Below are 15,392 nucleotides of genomic sequence, written 5' to 3'. Positions count from 1 at the left end.
ACCTTGATGATGCCGCGCTCGACGCGACCGGTCACCACGGTGCCGCGGCCCGAGATCGAGAACACGTCCTCCACCGGCATCAGGAACGGCTGGTCGATCGGACGCTCCGGCTGCGGGATGTAGTCGTCGACCGACTGCATCAGCGCCAGGATGGCCTCCTCGCCGATCTTCGGATCACGACCCTCGACCGCCGCCAGGGCCGAGCCCTTGGTGATCGGAATGTCGTCGCCCGGGAACTGGTACGAGCTCAGCAGCTCGCGCACCTCCATCTCGACCAGCTCCAGCAGCTCCTCGTCGTCGACCATGTCGACCTTGTTGAGGAACACCACCAGCGCCGGCACGCCCACCTGGCGCGACAGCAGGATGTGCTCGCGGGTCTGCGGCATCGGGCCGTCGGCGGCCGAAACCACCAGGATGGCGCCGTCCATCTGCGCCGCGCCGGTGATCATGTTCTTCACATAGTCGGCGTGGCCCGGGCAGTCGACGTGGGCGTAGTGACGGTTCGCCGTCTCGTACTCCACGTGCGCCGTGTTGATGGTGATGCCGCGCGCCTTCTCTTCCGGCGCCGCGTCGATGTCCGCATAGGCCATCGCCTTCGCGCCGCCCGCCTTCGCCAGCGTCATCGTGATCGCCGCCGTCAGCGTCGTCTTGCCGTGGTCAACGTGACCGATCGTGCCGATGTTGCAGTGCGGCTTCGTGCGTTCGAACTTTTCCTTGGCCATTCTCTTCTCTCCGTCCCCTGGGCGGGGGCGTTCCTTCGGGTTTCGGGGATCCGGCGGGCCCGGGCGGCCCGCCGGTTACGCGGTGGTGCTTAGGCGCTGTACTTCTTGATCACTTCGTCGGCGACGTGCTGCGGCACCGGGTCGTAGTGGTCGTACTGCATGGTGAAGGCGGCGCGGCCCTGGGACATGCCGCGCAGGGTGTTGACGTAGCCGAACATGTTGGCGAGCGGCACGAAGGCGTTCACCACCGTGGCGTTGCCGCGCATGTCCTGCCCCTGGATCATGCCCCGGCGGCCGTTCAGGTCGCCGATGACCGAGCCCAGGTATTCCTCGGGCGTCACCACCTCGACCGCCATGATCGGCTCGAGCAGCTTCGGTCCGCCCTTTTCGCGCAGCTCCTTGAAGGCGGCGCGTGAGGCGATCTCGAAGGCCAGCACCGAGGAGTCGACGTCGTGGAAGGCGCCGTCGATGAGGGTCGCCTTGAAGTCGATCAGCGGGAAGCCGGCCAGCAGGCCGTTCTCCTTGGCCGAGGTCAGGCCCTTCTCGACGCCCGGGACGTACTCCTTGGGCACCGCGCCGCCGACGATGGCGGATTCGAAGACGAAGCCCGAACCCGGCTCGCCCGGCTCGAACACCAGCTTGACGCGGGCGAACTGGCCCGTGCCGCCGGTCTGCTTCTTGTGGGTGTAGTCGATCTCGGCCTTGCGGCTGATCGATTCACGATAGGCCACCTGCGGCGCGCCGATGTTGGCCTCGACCTTGTAGGTCCGCTTCAGGATGTCGATCTTGATGTCGAGGTGCAGCTCGCCCATGCCCTTCAGGATGGTCTGGCCGGACTCGTGGTCGGTCGAGACGGTGAAGGACGGATCCTCCGAGGCCAGCTTGGCGAGGGCGACGCCCAGCTTCTCCTGGTCGGCCTTGGACTTGGGCTCGACGGCGATCTCGATCACCGGGGCCGGGAACTCCATGCGCTCGAGGATGACCGGCGACTTGATCGGGTCGCACAGGGTGTCGCCGGTGCGGGTGTCCTTGAGGCCGGCCAGGGCGACGATGTCGCCGGCGTAGGCTTCCTTGATGTCCTCGCGGTTGTTGGAGTGCATCAGCAGCATGCGGCCGACGCGCTCCTTCTTGTCGCGGGTCGAGTTGAGCAGCGACTGGCCGGTCTCCATCTTGCCCGAGTACAGGCGGCAGAAGGTCAGCGAGCCGACGAACGGGTCGTCCATGATCTTGAACGCCAGCACCGACAGGGGCTCCTCGTCCGAGGCCTTGCGGGTCACCGGCTCCTCGGTCTTGAAGTCGATGCCCGGGGTCGGCGGGATGTCGACCGGCGACGGCAGGTAGTCGACGACGGCGTCGAGCAGGGTCTGCACGCCCTTGTTCTTGAACGCCGAGCCGCACAGGATCGGGTAGAAGGCGCCGGTCAGCACCGCCTTGCGGATGCACTTCTTCAGCGTCTCGACCGAGGGCTCCTCGCCTTCGAGGTAGGCCTCCATGGCCTCGTCGTCGAGCTCGACGGCGTTGTCGATCAGGTACTGGCGGGCTTCATTGGCCTTGGCGACCAGATCGGCCGGGATCTCGCCGACGGTGAAGTTGGCGCCCAGGGCGTCGTTGTCCCAGACGACCGAGCGCATCTCGACGACGTCGACCAGGCCCTTGAGGTTCGATTCCGAACCGATCGGGAACTGGATTGGCACCGCCTTGGCGCCGAGGCGGTCGCGGATCGACTGCACGGACGCGTCGAAGTCGGCGCCGATCTTGTCCATCTTGTTGACGAAGACGATGCGCGGAACCTTGTACTTGTCGGCCTGGCGCCAGACGGTCTCGGTCTGCGGCTCGACGCCGGCGTTGCCGTCCAGCACGGTCACGGCGCCGTCCAGCACGCGCAGCGAGCGCTCGACCTCGATGGTGAAGTCCACGTGGCCGGGGGTGTCGATGATGTTCAGGCGCTTGCCCTGCCAGAAGGCGGTCGTCGCGGCCGAGGTGATGGTGATGCCGCGTTCCTGCTCCTGGTCCATCCAGTCCATGGTCGCGGCGCCGTCGTGGACCTCGCCGATCTTGTGCGACTTGCCGGTGTAATAGAGGATCCGCTCGGTCGTCGTGGTCTTGCCCGCGTCGATGTGGGCCATGATGCCGAAGTTGCGGTAGTCTTCGATTTTATGCGTGCGGGGCATGGGAGCGTGCCTTGCGGTCAATGCGGCGCCGCTGTCTGGCGCCTCGGGATGTCGGATAAGCGAGCGCGGGCGATTTAGCTCAAACCGCCCGCGCCGGATAGTCGGTAGATAGGCGCCCCGGAGGGCCCCTTTAAGGCGTTACCAGCGGTAGTGGCTGAAGGCGCGGTTGGCCTCGGCCATCTTGTGGGTGTCCTCGCGCTTCTTCACGGCGGTGCCGCGGTTGTTCGAGGCGTCGAGCAGCTCGGCGGCCAGCTTCTCGGTCATGGTGTTTTCGCCGCGGTTGCGGGCGGCGTTGACCAGCCAGCGGATGGCCAGGGCGCGACGGCGGTCCGGACGAACCTCGACCGGCACCTGGTAGGTGGCGCCGCCGACGCGACGCGACCGGACCTCGACCGCCGGGGCGACGTTGTCGAGCGCGGCGTGGAAGGTCTCGACCGGGGTCTGCTCCTTCTTCTTGTCCGCGAGGATGTCGAAAGCGCCGTAGACGATGTTCTCGGCGACGGCCTTCTTGCCCTCGTACATGACGTAATTCATGAACTTGGTGACGATCAGGTCGCCGAACTTCGGATCCGGCAGGACTTCGCGCTTCTGGGCGCGGTGACGACGCGACATGGGGTGTTACCTTCTCTGAATCTTCTGGGCGCTGCGGCTTACTTCGGACGCTTGGCGCCGTAGTGCGAACGGCGCTGCTTGCGGTCCTTGACGCCCTGGGTGTCGAGCACGCCGCGGAGGATGTGGTAGCGCACGCCCGGAAGGTCCTTGACGCGGCCGCCGCGGATCAGGACCACCGAGTGCTCCTGCAGGTTGTGGCCTTCGCCCGGGATGTAGCACACGGCCTCGATGCCGGTGGTCAGGCGCACCTTGGCGACCTTACGCAGCGCCGAGTTCGGCTTCTTCGGGGTGGTGGTGTAGACGCGGGTGCAGACGCCGCGGCGCTGCGGGCAGCCCTTCAGGGCCGGGACCTTGTTGCGGACCGGCTTGGGGGCGCGCGGCTTGCGGATCAGCTGGTTGATCGTGGGCATCGGGTACTCGTTCTCTTCGATCGATGGGGGCGTGTGCCTTTCGGCCGGAGCGCCCCGGTGGCCTTCTTTTCGGACGACGACGTCGCCGTCCCCGGGTGAGGTTCCGAGCCGGTCCCGCGACAAACACAAAAGCCGGAACGCGCGCTAGGGACGTTCCGGCGGGCGCAGCCCGTGTCTTCGGTTGTCACGATCGCGGAGGCGTCCGGAGACGCCCTCTCGAAAGTGCGCGGCTTCTACGCGCCGGGGGGCGCCAGGTCAAGGGCGGCGGTCAGTCGGCGAGGCGGAAGCGGACCGTGAAGGTGACCCGCTCGCCTCCGGCGTGGCGATCGCCGCGGGCGATGCGGGCCTGGCGGGCGCTTCTCAGGGCCGCCTCGCCGAAACGTCGTCCGGGCGGAGTTTCGCTCTCGACCCGGCAGTCCTCCATCTGGCCGCTCCGGCGCACGGCGCAACTCAGGACCACCTCCCCCTCGTTGGCCGGCGGCGCCTCGACGACGACCTCATCGAGGCGATGCGCCGGCGGCGGCGGGGCCGGCGTCGGCTCCTGAAGCGGATCGGTCATCGCGACGAGCACGGAAAGCGGGAGCAGGATCATGCGAGAAGCCTGCCACAGAGCTGCGGCGGCCCCAATCCCGCCACGCTCGCGCGCCTAACCTTAGCGTGTGGATCGTGAGGGCGCATGCGGCTGGACGCGGGCGGACCGACGAGGCAGGCCGCCCGGCGGCGCACCGCAGCGCTGGCCGCCCTTTCGGCCGCGAACCACTTGGCCATCCTCACCCCTCTGGCCCTGACCACCTCCCGGCTCACCCCCGGCGCGGCGCCGGAGACCCGTATCGTCATCCCCTTGGACCTCGTACCAGCGCCCGCTTCCCGCGCCGCGACGGCCCGGGCTCAAGCGGCCGCCGCCGTGCCAGGGGGGCGGCGCGGCGAAGCCGTGGCGGGGGCGCGGATGCCCGCGCCCCGCCCCGCGGACCGGCCCTCGGCGCGGATCCGGCTCCCGGACGCGCCCGCCGGCGCGGCCGCCGGTGCAGCCGCCATCCCCGATCCATGGCGGGTGAGGTCCGGCCTCGGCCGGCCCGCGCGCCTCCCCTGCCCCGCGGCCCCGGACAACCCGCTCGGCCAGAGGCTGTGCGCGGTCGGCCCTGCGACCGACCGCGACCCGCCGCCCCTGACGCGGGCCGACCTTCTGCCCAACGACGATCCGTCCCCGCGCCAGCGACGCGAAGCCGGGTTTGAACGCCAGGCGGAGGCCAACGAGGCGTGGCGTTCCTACACCCGCGACGGCGGCGCCTATCCCGGGTTGCGCTCCCTGTTCAGCGAGCGTTGAGCGGCGAGCGCCCCATTGCGGCCACGCTCGCCCGCTCCCCTCATGGTGGAGAGGGAGGACGCATGCGGGCGGGAACCGGGGCGGCAGCGGCGAGCGGCGGGCGCTGGCGGACGCCGGCGTTGGTCGCCGGCTCCCTGGTCGTCCATCTCGCCGTCCTCGGCCTGCTGGGCCTGCGCGCCGTGCGGCTGGACCTTCCGGCGGTTGAGCGGGTGATGCTGGTCGAGCTCGAGCCGCGGCCGCTGCTGCCCGGCGAGGCTCTGCGGGTCCCGCGACCGACGCCCGCGCCCTCCGATCCACGCCAAGCGGCAAGGTCGGAGCCGTCATCTTCCACGGCGGACCGGCGGGAGGCGTCGGAGACGGCCCCGGTCGCTCCGGTTCCCCGCCTCGCCGCGCCGGTCCCGGGCGCGCCGGCCACGCCGGCGGACGTTGATGCGTGGCAGGTGCGGCCGCGCACCCTCGGCGACCGCATCGGACAGGCACTCCGCACCCGCACACCGGGCTGCGCCGTCCGCGACGCCCTGACCGCGGCGGAACAGGCCGTCTGCGACGAGCGGGCGGCGGCCCGGACCGGGCCGGCGATCACCGGCACGGGCGATCCGGCGCGCGACGCCCGCTTCGCCGCCGAGGGCGCCCGCGCCCTTGCCCGCTACGAAGCCCGGCGACGGCCGCTGTCGGGCGGCGTCGGCGTGGTCGGGCCGGCGGACTGCGTCGGCTCCAATTTCGGTACGGGCTGCGCCGGGGCTCATCTCGATCCGTCGCTGAGGCCGGATGCGACCGGCCCCCTTCGCACCCGCCGCGATGGACCGCGGGCGAGCGGCGCGCCGCTGACGCCTGGAGCCCCCTCGCCCCGCGACTGACGCCGTTTCCGGGGCCGGTACGACGCGGCGGCAGCCACGAAAAAGGGCGGCACCGTCACCGGGACCGCCCCCTCCAGTTCAGGTCGTCAGGACCCGGATCAGCCTTCCGACTGCTCCAGCTCCAGCGCCAGGTCGGCCGGCAGCGGCTCGACCGCGTCCTCGCGGGCCTGGGTGAGGACCGCGTCGCGCTCGTTGGCGATCTTCTGCAGCGAGCGGAGGTAGGCGCCGGTGCCGGCCGGGATGAGGCGGCCGACGATGACGTTCTCCTTCAGCCCTTCCAGGGTGTCGCGCTTGCCGTTGACCGAGGCGTCGGTGAGGACGCGGGTGGTCTCCTGGAACGACGCCGCCGAGATGAAGCTGCGGGTCTGCAGGGACGCCTTGGTGATGCCCAGCAGGACCGGCTGGGTGATGGCCGGACGGCCGCCGCGCTTCTCGACCTTGGCGTTCTCCAGCGCGGCTTCCGCCACCTCGACCGTGTCGCCGCGGATCAGGGTGGTTTCGCCGGAATCGAGCACCTCGACCTTCTGCAGCATCTGGCGGACGATCACCTCGATGTGCTTGTCGTTGATCGGCACGCCTTGCAGTCGATAGACCTCCTGCACCTCGTTGACGAGGTATTCGGCCAGCGCCTCGACGCCCTGGATGCGCAGCAGGTCGTGCGGATCCGGGTTGCCGTCGATGATGTAGTCGCCCTTCTGGATCAGATCGCCGTCGTGGACGGAGATGTGCTTGCCCTTGGGGATCAGGAACTCGACCGCCTCGCCCTGCTCGCCGTCGGCGTTGACCTCCGGCGTGATCTTGATGCGGCGCTTGTTCTTGTAGTCGCGACCGAATTCGACGCGGCCGTCCATCTCGGCGATGACCGCGCAGTCCTTCGGACGCCGGGCTTCGAACAGCTCGGCCACCCGCGGCAGACCGCCGGTGATGTCGCGGGTCTTGGCCCCCTCGGTCGGCACGCGGGCGATGATCTCGCCCGGCTTGACCTCGTCGCCGTTGGACACGGACAGAACCGCGCCGACCGGCAGCAGGTAGCGGGCGTCGGAGCCCGAGGCCAGCTTGGCGTAGGCGTCGCCGACGGTGACGCCCATGGCCGGACGCAGGTCCGAGCCGCGCGGGCTGGCGCGCCAGTCGGAAACCACGCGCTGCGCGATGCCGGTGGCCTCGTCGGTCTCTTCCTTGACCGACAGGCCCTCGACCAGGTCCTCGAAGCGGATGACGCCGGCCACCTCGGTAAGGATCGGGGTGGTGTACGGGTCCCACTCGGCCAGACGCTGGCCGCGCGCGATGTCGCCGCCTTCCTTGACGCGGATTCGGGCGCCGTACGGGACCTTGTGGGTCTCCCGGTCCTTGCCGTCGACGACCACGGTGACCACGACGTTGCGGCTCGTCGCCACCAGGTCGCCGTGGGCGGCCTTGACGGTCGGGCCCGTGATCCGGGCCGTACCGGCGTTGGTGGCCTCGAAGAACGAGGTCTCGGCCACCTGGGCGGTGCCGCCGATGTGGAAGGTCCGCATCGTCAGCTGGGTGCCGGGCTCGCCGATCGACTGGGCGGCGATGACGCCGACCGCTTCGCCGATGTTGACGTTGGTGCCGCGGGCAAGGTCACGGCCGTAGCACATGCCGCAGATGCCGGCCTCGGCCTCGCAGGTCAGGGCCGAGCGGACCTTGACCGACTGGACGCCGGCGGCCTCGAGAGCCTCGACCTCCTCCTCCTGCAGGTAGGTATCGGCCGGGAACAGGACGTTGTCCGTGCCGGGCTCCTTGATGTCCTCCGCCGCGTAGCGGCCAAGCACCCGCTGGCCCAGCGAGACCAGCACGTCGCCGCCCTCGACCACCGCCCGCAGGGTGATGCCGCGGGTCGAGCCGCAGTCTTCCTCGGTGACGATGGAGTCCTGCGCCACGTCCACCAGACGGCGGGTCAGGTAACCCGAGTTGGCGGTCTTCAGGGCGGTGTCGGCCAGACCCTTACGGGCGCCGTGGGTGGAGTTGAAGTACTCCAGCACGGTCAGGCCTTCCTTGAAGTTCGACACGATCGGCGTCTCGATGATCTCGCCCGAGGGCTTGGCCATCAGGCCGCGCATGCCGCCCAGCTGCTTCATCTGCGCCTGCGAACCGCGGGCGCCCGAGTTGGCCATCATGAACACCGAGTTGATGTCGGGGTTCTGGCCCTTGATCAGCACGCGGGGCTGGGCGATCTCGCCCATCATCGCGTCGGCGATCTTGTCGGTGGCCTTGGCCCAGGCGTCGACGACCTTGTTGTACTTCTCGCCCTTGGTGATCAGGCCGTCAGCGTACTGCTGCTCGTACTCCTCGACCTGCTTGCGGGTCTCCTCGACGTACTCGACCTTCTTCTGCGGAATGACGATGTCGTCCTTGCCGAACGAGATGCCGGCCTTGGCCGCCTCGCGGAAGCCGAGCTGCATCATCTGGTCGGCGAAGATGACCGTCGCCTTCTGGCCGCAGTGCCGGTAGACCTGATCGATCAGGTTGCCGATCTCCTTCTTGGTCAGGTTCTTCTCGAGCAGCCGGTAGCCGATGTTGGGGTTGTGCGGCAGCAGCGCGCCCAGCTTCATCCGGCCCGGCGTGGTGTCGATCACCTTGGTGACCACCTCGCCCGCGGCGTTCATCTCGGTCCAGCGGGCCTTGATCTTCGTGTGCAGGGTCACGACCTTGGCGTCGAGCGCGGCGTCGATCTCGCCCATGTTGGCGAACAGCTTGCCCTCGCCCGGCTCCCCGTCCTTGACCAGCGACAGGTAGTAGAGGCCGAGCACGATATCCTGCGACGGCACGATGATCGGCTTGCCGTTGGCCGGCGACAGGATGTTGTTGGTCGACATCATCAGCACGCGCGCTTCCAGCTGGGCCTCAAGGCTCAGCGGGACGTGCACGGCCATCTGGTCGCCGTCGAAGTCGGCGTTGAAGGCGGTGCAGACCAGCGGGTGCAGACGGATCGCCTTGCCCTCGATCAGCTTCGGCTCGAAGGCCTGGATGCCGAGGCGGTGCAGCGTCGGGGCGCGGTTCAGCAGCACCGGGTGCTCGCGGATCACCTCGTCGAGGATGTCCCACACCTGCGGCTGCTCGCGCTCGACCATGCGCTTGGACTGCTTGACGGTGCCCGACAGGCCCTTGGCGTCCAGTCGCGCATAGATGAACGGCTTGAACAGCTCCAGCGCCATCTTCTTGGGCAGGCCGCACTCGTGCAGCTTCAGCTCGGGGCCCACGGTGATGACCGAACGGCCCGAGTAGTCGACGCGCTTGCCGAGAAGGTTCTGGCGGAAGCGGCCCTGCTTGCCCTTCAGCATGTCCGCGAGCGACTTCAGCGGACGCTTGTTGGCGCCCGTGATGACGCGGCCGCGGCGGCCGTTGTCGAACAGGGCGTCGACCGACTCCTGCAGCATCCGCTTCTCGTTGCGGATGATGATGTCCGGCGCCCGCAGCTCCATCAGGCGCTTCAGACGGTTGTTCCGGTTGATCACCCGACGGTAGAGGTCGTTCAGGTCCGAAGTGGCGAAGCGGCCGCCGTCCAGCGGCACCAGCGGGCGCAGCTCCGGCGGGATCACCGGCACGACGGTCAGGATCATCCACTCAGGCTTGTTGCCGCTCTCGAGGAAGGCCTCGATCAGCTTCAGTCGCTTGGACGCCTTCTTGGCCTTCATTTCCGAAGGGTTGTCGGCCAGCTCGGCGCGGTGCTTCTCGGCCTCGGCGTTGAGGTCGATGCCCATCAGCAGGTTGCGCACGGCCTCGGCGCCGATCTCGGCAGTGAAGCCGTCGTCGCCGAACTCTTCCTGGTAGCGGTAGAACTCGTCCTCGGTGAGAAGCTGGTTCTGCTTCAGCGGGGTCAGGCCCGGCTCGGTGACGATGTAGTTCTCGAAGTACAGGACGCGCTCGACGTCCTTCAGCGCCATGTCCAGCATCAGGGCGATGCGGCTCGGCAGCGACTTCAGGAACCAGATGTGGGCGACCGGCGAGGCCAGTTCGATGTGGCCCATGCGCTCGCGACGGACGCGGGCCAGGGTGACCTCGACGCCGCACTTCTCGCAGATGATGCCCTTGTACTTCATCCGCTTGTACTTGCCGCACAGGCACTCGTAGTCCTTGGTCGGACCGAAGATGCGGGCGCAGAACAGGCCGTCACGCTCGGGCTTGAATGTGCGGTAGTTGATCGTCTCCGGCTTCTTGATCTCGCCGAACGACCACGAGCGGATCTTCTCCGGCGAGGCCAGGGCGATCCGGATCTGGTCGAAGGTCGGGGTGACCGGGACCGGGTTGAAGATGTTCAGGACTTCCTGGTTCATCTTGTTTCCTTCTGCGGACTAGGCCGCGAAAAATAGTGTCTGGTGGCTGGTGATTGGTGGTTGGTGACGGCGACGACGGCGTTCAGCCGCCAATCACCAGTCACCCGCCACCCTGAGGCGCGCCCCGCGCGCCTCAGCTGTTCTCCAGCTCCACGTTCAGGCCCAGCGAGCGCATTTCCTTGACGAGCACGTTGAAGCTCTCGGGAATGCCCGCCTCGAAGCTGTCGTCGCCGCGGACGATGGCCTCGTAGACCTTGGTGCGGCCGGCCACGTCGTCCGACTTCACCGTCAGCATCTCCTGCAGGGTGTAGGCGGCGCCGTAGGCTTCCAGCGCCCACACCTCCATCTCGCCGAAGCGCTGGCCGCCGAACTGCGCCTTGCCGCCCAGCGGCTGCTGGGTGACCAGCGAGTACGGGCCGATCGAGCGGGCGTGGATCTTGTCGTCCACCAGGTGGTGCAGCTTCAGCATGTAGATGTAGCCGACCGTGACCGGGCGCTTGAACTGCTCGCCGGTCTGCCCGTCGTAGACGATCGACTGGCCCGAACGGTCCAGCCCCGCCTTCTCCAGCAGGTTCTCGATGTCGTTGATGTGGGCGCCGTCGAACACCGGCGTGGCGAAGGGCACGCCCTTCGACAGGTTCCGGGCCAGCTCGACCAGCTCCTCTTCCGACTCCGGCAACGGCGTGTCCTTGCCGTAGATGCCCTGCAGGTGATCGATCAGCGCCTGCTTCTGGCCGCCCTGTTGCCAGGCTTCCAGCAGACCCTGGATCTGCTTGCCCAGACCCGCGGCGGCCCACCCGAGGTGGGTCTCGAAGATCTGGCCGATGTTCATGCGCGAGGGCACGCCCAGCGGGTTCAGCACCAGGTCGACGGTCGTGCCGTCCTCGAGGTGCGGCATGTCCTCGATCGGCAGGATCTTGGAGATGACGCCCTTGTTGCCGTGACGGCCGGCCATCTTGTCGCCCGGCTGAAGCTTGCGCTTCACGGCCACGAAGACCTTGACCATCTTCATCACGCCTGGCGGCAGTTCGTCGCCGCGCTGAAGCTTCTCGACCTTGTCCTCGAAGCGGCGGTCGAGCGCCTTGCGGGCGTCCTCGAACGACTTCTTCATGGCCTCGAGCTCGCCCATGGCCTTTTCGTCGTCGAGGGCGATCTGCCACCACAGGCCGCGCGACAGTTCGCCCAGCTTGTCCTCGGTGATCTCGCCGCGGCCCAGGCCCTTCGGGCCCGAGACGGCGTTCCGGCCCAGCAGCAGCGGCTTCAGTCGGCCGTAGACGTTGCGCTCGAGGATCTTGAGCTCGTCATCGCGGTCCTTGCCCAGACGTTCGATCTCGGCGCGCTCGATGGCCAGGGCGCGCTCGTCCTTGTCGACGCCGTGGCGGTTGAAGACGCGCACGTCGACGATGGTGCCGGCCACGCCCGGCGGCAGCCGCAGCGAGGTGTCGCGCACGTCCGAAGCCTTCTCGCCGAAGATGGCGCGCAGCAGCTTCTCTTCCGGGGTCATCGGGCTTTCGCCCTTCGGCGTCACCTTGCCGACCAGGATGTCGCCCGGCTGGACCTCGGCGCCGATGGCCACGATGCCCGCCTCGTCGAGGTTGCGCAGGGCCTCTTCGCCGACGTTCGGGATGTCGCGAGTGATCTCTTCCGGCCCGAGCTTGGTGTCGCGGGCCATGACCTCGAACTCCTCGATGTGGATCGAGGTGAAGACGTCGTCGCGCACGATACGCTCGGAGATCAGGATCGAGTCTTCGAAGTTGTAGCCGTTCCACGGCATGAAGGCGACGAGGGCGTTGCGGCCCAGCGCCAGTTCGCCCAGGTCCGTCGAGGGGCCGTCGGCGATGACGTCGCCGGCCTTCACTTCGTCGCCCACGCGCACGATCGGGCGCTGGTTGATGCAGGTCGACTGGTTCGAGCGCTGGAACTTCGACAGGCGGTAGATGTCGACGCCCGAGCGGCCGGCGTCGAGGTCGCCGGTGGCGCGCACGACGATGCGGGTGCCGTCGATCTGCTCGACGACGCCGTCACGACGGGCCACCACGACGGCGCCGGAGTCGACGGCCACGACCGCCTCCATGCCGGTGCCGACCAGCGGCGCGTCCGACTGCACCAGCGGCACGGCCTGACGCTGCATGTTCGCGCCCATCAGCGCGCGGTTGGCGTCGTCGTTCTCGAGGAACGGGATCAGCGCCGCGGCGACAGACACGACCTGCTTCGGCGACACGTCCATCATGTCGACGTCGGCCTTGGTCAGCAGCTGGGATTCGCCGTTGATCCGGCCCGGGACCAGGTCCTCGACGATCTCGCCGTCCTTCAGCTCGATGTTGGCCTGGGCGATGACGTGCTTCGCCTCTTCCATGGCCGAGATGTAGACCACCTCGTCCTGGGCCTTGCCGTCCTTCACCCGGCGGTACGGGCTCTCGATGAAGCCGTACTTGTTCACCCGGGCGTGGGTGGCCAGCGAGTTGATCAGGCCGATGTTCGGGCCTTCCGGCGTCTCGATCGGGCAGATGCGGCCGTAGTGGGTCGGGTGCACGTCGCGCACCTCGAAGCCGGCGCGCTCGCGGGTCAGGCCGCCCGGGCCGAGCGCCGAGAGACGGCGCTTGTGGGTGATCTCCGACAGCGGGTTGGTCTGGTCCATGAACTGCGACAGCTGTGAGCTGCCGAAGAACTCACGCACCGCCGCCGCGGCCGGCTTGGCGTTGATCAGGTCGTGCGGCATGACCGTATCGATGTCGACCGAGCTCATGCGCTCCTTGATCGCCCGCTCCATGCGCAGCAGGCCGACGCGGTACTGGTTCTCCAGCAGTTCGCCGACCGAGCGGACCCGGCGGTTGCCGAGGTTGTCGATGTCGTCGATCTCGCCCTGGCCGTCCTTCAGGCCGACGAGGATCTGCAGGACCTTGAGCACGTCCTCCTTGCGCAGCACGCGGATCTCGTCCGAGACCTCGGGGCTCTCCAGGCGCATGTTCATCTTGACCCGACCCACGGCCGACAGGTCGTAGCGCTCGCTGTCGAAGAACAGCGACTGGAACATGGCTTCGGCGGCTTCCGGCGTCGGCGGCTCGCCCGGACGCATCACGCGGTAGACGTCGAAGAGCGCGTCCTCGCGGCCGGTGTTCTTGTCCACCCGCAGCGTGTTGCGCATGTAGGCGCCGACCGTGACGTGATCGATGTCGAGCACGTCGATGGTGGTGAAGCCCTTCTCTTCCAGCAGGTTGATCGTGGCCTGGTCCAGCTCGTCGCCGGCCTCGGCGAAGATCTCGCCGGTCGAATAGTCGACCGCGTCGGCGGCCAGGTACTTGGTCAGCAGGGCGTCGGCGGCCAGCGACAGCGACTTCAGGCCGTTGTCGGCCAGCTTCTTGGCCTGGCGGGCGCTGATCTTGGTCCCGGCCGGGGCGACCACTTCACCGGTGTCGGCGTCGACCAGGTCGAATTCCGGCTTCACCCCGCGCCAGCGCTCGGGCTTGTACGGCGTGACCCAGCCTTCGCCGCGCTTCTCGTAGGGGACGGTCTCGTAGAAGGTCTTGAGGATCTCCTCGCCGTCCATGCCGAGGGCCATCAGGAAGGTGGTGGCCGGCAGCTTCCGGCGGCGGTCGATGCGGACGTAGACGATGTCCTTGGCGTCGAACTCGAAATCGAGCCACGAGCCGCGGTAGGGGATGACGCGGGCGGCGAACAGCAGCTTGCCCGAGCTGTGCGTCTTGCCCTTGTCGTGGTCGAAGAAGACGCCCGGCGAACGGTGCATCTGGGACACGATCACCCGCTCGGTCCCGTTGACGATGAAGGTGCCCTTGTCCGTCATGAGCGGGATGTCGCCCATGTAGACGTCCTGCTCCTTGATGTCCTTGACCGAGCGCGCGCCGGTCTCCTCGTCCATCTCGAACACGATCAGGCGCAGCTTGACCTTCAGCGGCGCGGCGTAGGTCATGTCGCGCTGGATGCATTCCTCGACGTCGTACTTCGGCTCCTCGAACTCGTAGGAGACGTATTCGAGGATGGCGCGTTCGTTGAAGTCCTTGATCGGGAAGACCGACTTGAAGACCGCCTCGATGCCCTCGTCGGTGCGCTGGCCCGGACGGCCCTCGCGCTGGAGGAACTGCTCGTACGACGCGCGCTGGACCTCGATCAGGTTCGGCATCTGCACCGCTTCCGGGATGCGGCCGAACGAGTGGCGGATGCGCTTCTTGCCGGTGAACGAGGTGGCGGTGAGGAACTGACCGTTGACGGTGAGTTCCGCTTTGGACTTGGCCATTCTGTCTTCCCAATGCGGCGGGCCGGGCAGCCCGCGCTCAATGCAGCAGCCACGGGTCGCCATCAGGCGATCCGCGGCCATCGGTGTCGGCGTCCACCCTCGGGCCTTTCGGCTCCAGGACGCCTGAAATTCGGGCCCCCTTGGGGAGGGGCGCGCCTTCGCACCGGTCGGAGGGCGACAAACCGGGCCTCGGCGCTTTTCGCGCAGACTCGTGACGGAGTTGGCGGAACGCGCTGATATACTCGCTTTGACGGCGAAATAAAGGTGGGCGCGGAAAAAGTTCGGAGCGCTGTCGAAACCCGCCCCTCTCGCGCGTCTCCCTGCTGTCGCGCATGATCGGATCGGCCGGTCGGGCGACGGGGAAACCACCGCATGCAGTACGCGCTGATCATCTACGAGAACGAGGCGGAATCCTATCCGGACGGCGAGCAGGGCGAGGCCTGGCGCGCGGTCCTTGCGGCCCACGAAGCCTTCGCCGGAGACCTCCACGAGAGGGGCCTGCTGCGCGGCGGCTCCGGCCTCCGCCACTCGGACACGGCCACCACCGTGCGCGTCACCGGCGCCGGCCGCACCGTTCACGACGGCCCCTTCGCCGAGACTCGCGAGCAGCTGGGCGGCTTCTATCTGATCGAGGCCGCCGACCTCGACGAGGCCATCGCCTGGGCGAAGAAGCTGCCGGTGGCGGCGAACGCCTCCATCGAAATCCGCCCCTGCCTCGACATGCCCCAGCCGGGACAGGACTGAAGGAG

10 protein-coding genes are annotated in these 15,392 nt (G+C 68.2%); 3 read left to right on the top strand and 7 right to left on the bottom strand.

The genetic code is table 11. From position 1 onward, the window contains the following. The 5 genes from BM333_RS15110 to BM333_RS15090 all read right to left on the bottom strand — a co-directional run. A partial coding sequence (locus BM333_RS15110; protein ID WP_143105855.1) for an elongation factor Tu occupies nucleotides 1-722 on the bottom strand: 722 nt, incomplete at its 3' end. A gap of 89 nt (nucleotides 723-811) precedes the next feature. After that, on the bottom strand, nucleotides 812-2,893 hold the full coding sequence (gene fusA / locus BM333_RS15105; RefSeq protein ID WP_092313650.1) for an elongation factor G: 2,082 nt from the start codon (nucleotides 2,891-2,893) through the stop codon (nucleotides 812-814). 138 nt (nucleotides 2,894-3,031) lie between these two features. Further along, nucleotides 3,032-3,505, bottom strand: a complete 474-nt coding sequence (gene rpsG, locus BM333_RS15100; protein WP_092313647.1) for a 30S ribosomal protein S7 — start codon at nucleotides 3,503-3,505, stop codon at nucleotides 3,032-3,034. A 38-nt stretch (nucleotides 3,506-3,543) separates the two neighbouring features. Then, nucleotides 3,544-3,915: a 30S ribosomal protein S12 gene (gene rpsL, locus BM333_RS15095; RefSeq protein WP_056453566.1), complete on the bottom strand. Its 372-nt coding sequence runs from the start codon at nucleotides 3,913-3,915 to the stop codon at nucleotides 3,544-3,546. 268 nt (nucleotides 3,916-4,183) lie between these two features. Further along, nucleotides 4,184-4,507 (bottom strand): TonB family protein, encoded by a 324-nt coding sequence (locus BM333_RS15090; protein ID WP_092313644.1) that lies wholly within the window; start codon nucleotides 4,505-4,507, stop codon nucleotides 4,184-4,186. A gap of 84 nt (nucleotides 4,508-4,591) precedes the next feature. On the opposite strand from BM333_RS15090, the gene BM333_RS15085 reads away from it, so the two are divergent. Together BM333_RS15085 and BM333_RS15080 are read left to right on the top strand one after the other, a co-directional pair. Further along, nucleotides 4,592-5,239: a hypothetical protein gene (locus tag BM333_RS15085; protein ID WP_092313641.1), complete on the top strand. Its 648-nt coding sequence runs from the start codon at nucleotides 4,592-4,594 to the stop codon at nucleotides 5,237-5,239. 62 nt (nucleotides 5,240-5,301) lie between these two features. Beyond that, complete coding sequence (locus BM333_RS15080) at nucleotides 5,302-6,096, top strand: hypothetical protein (protein ID WP_143105854.1); 795 nt, start codon at nucleotides 5,302-5,304, stop codon at nucleotides 6,094-6,096. A 98-nt stretch (nucleotides 6,097-6,194) separates the two neighbouring features. Here the strand turns inward: BM333_RS15080 and rpoC are convergent, their stop codons facing one another. After that, a complete protein-coding gene (rpoC, locus tag BM333_RS15075; RefSeq protein WP_092313635.1) occupies nucleotides 6,195-10,391 on the bottom strand; it encodes a DNA-directed RNA polymerase subunit beta' in 4,197 nt (1,398 codons plus the stop codon). Nucleotides 10,392-10,524: 133 nt separating this feature from the next. Next, nucleotides 10,525-14,643 carry a DNA-directed RNA polymerase subunit beta gene (gene rpoB, locus BM333_RS15070; RefSeq protein WP_092313632.1) on the bottom strand — a complete coding sequence of 1,373 codons (4,119 nt, stop codon included), beginning with the start codon at nucleotides 14,641-14,643 and terminating at the stop codon, nucleotides 10,525-10,527. Between the two features lie 372 nt (nucleotides 14,644-15,015). Between rpoB and BM333_RS15065 the strand changes: the two genes are divergently transcribed. Further along, on the top strand, nucleotides 15,016-15,387 hold the full coding sequence (locus tag BM333_RS15065) for a YciI family protein (protein WP_092313629.1): 372 nt from the start codon (nucleotides 15,016-15,018) through the stop codon (nucleotides 15,385-15,387). The last annotated feature ends 5 nt before the right edge of the window (nucleotides 15,388-15,392 follow it).

Origin of the sequence: Brevundimonas viscosa, assembly GCF_900116065.1 — a bacterium.
GTDB classification, from domain to species: Bacteria; Pseudomonadota; Alphaproteobacteria; order Caulobacterales; family Caulobacteraceae; genus Brevundimonas; species Brevundimonas viscosa.
This window is presented reverse-complemented; position numbering and strand designations above follow the sequence as displayed.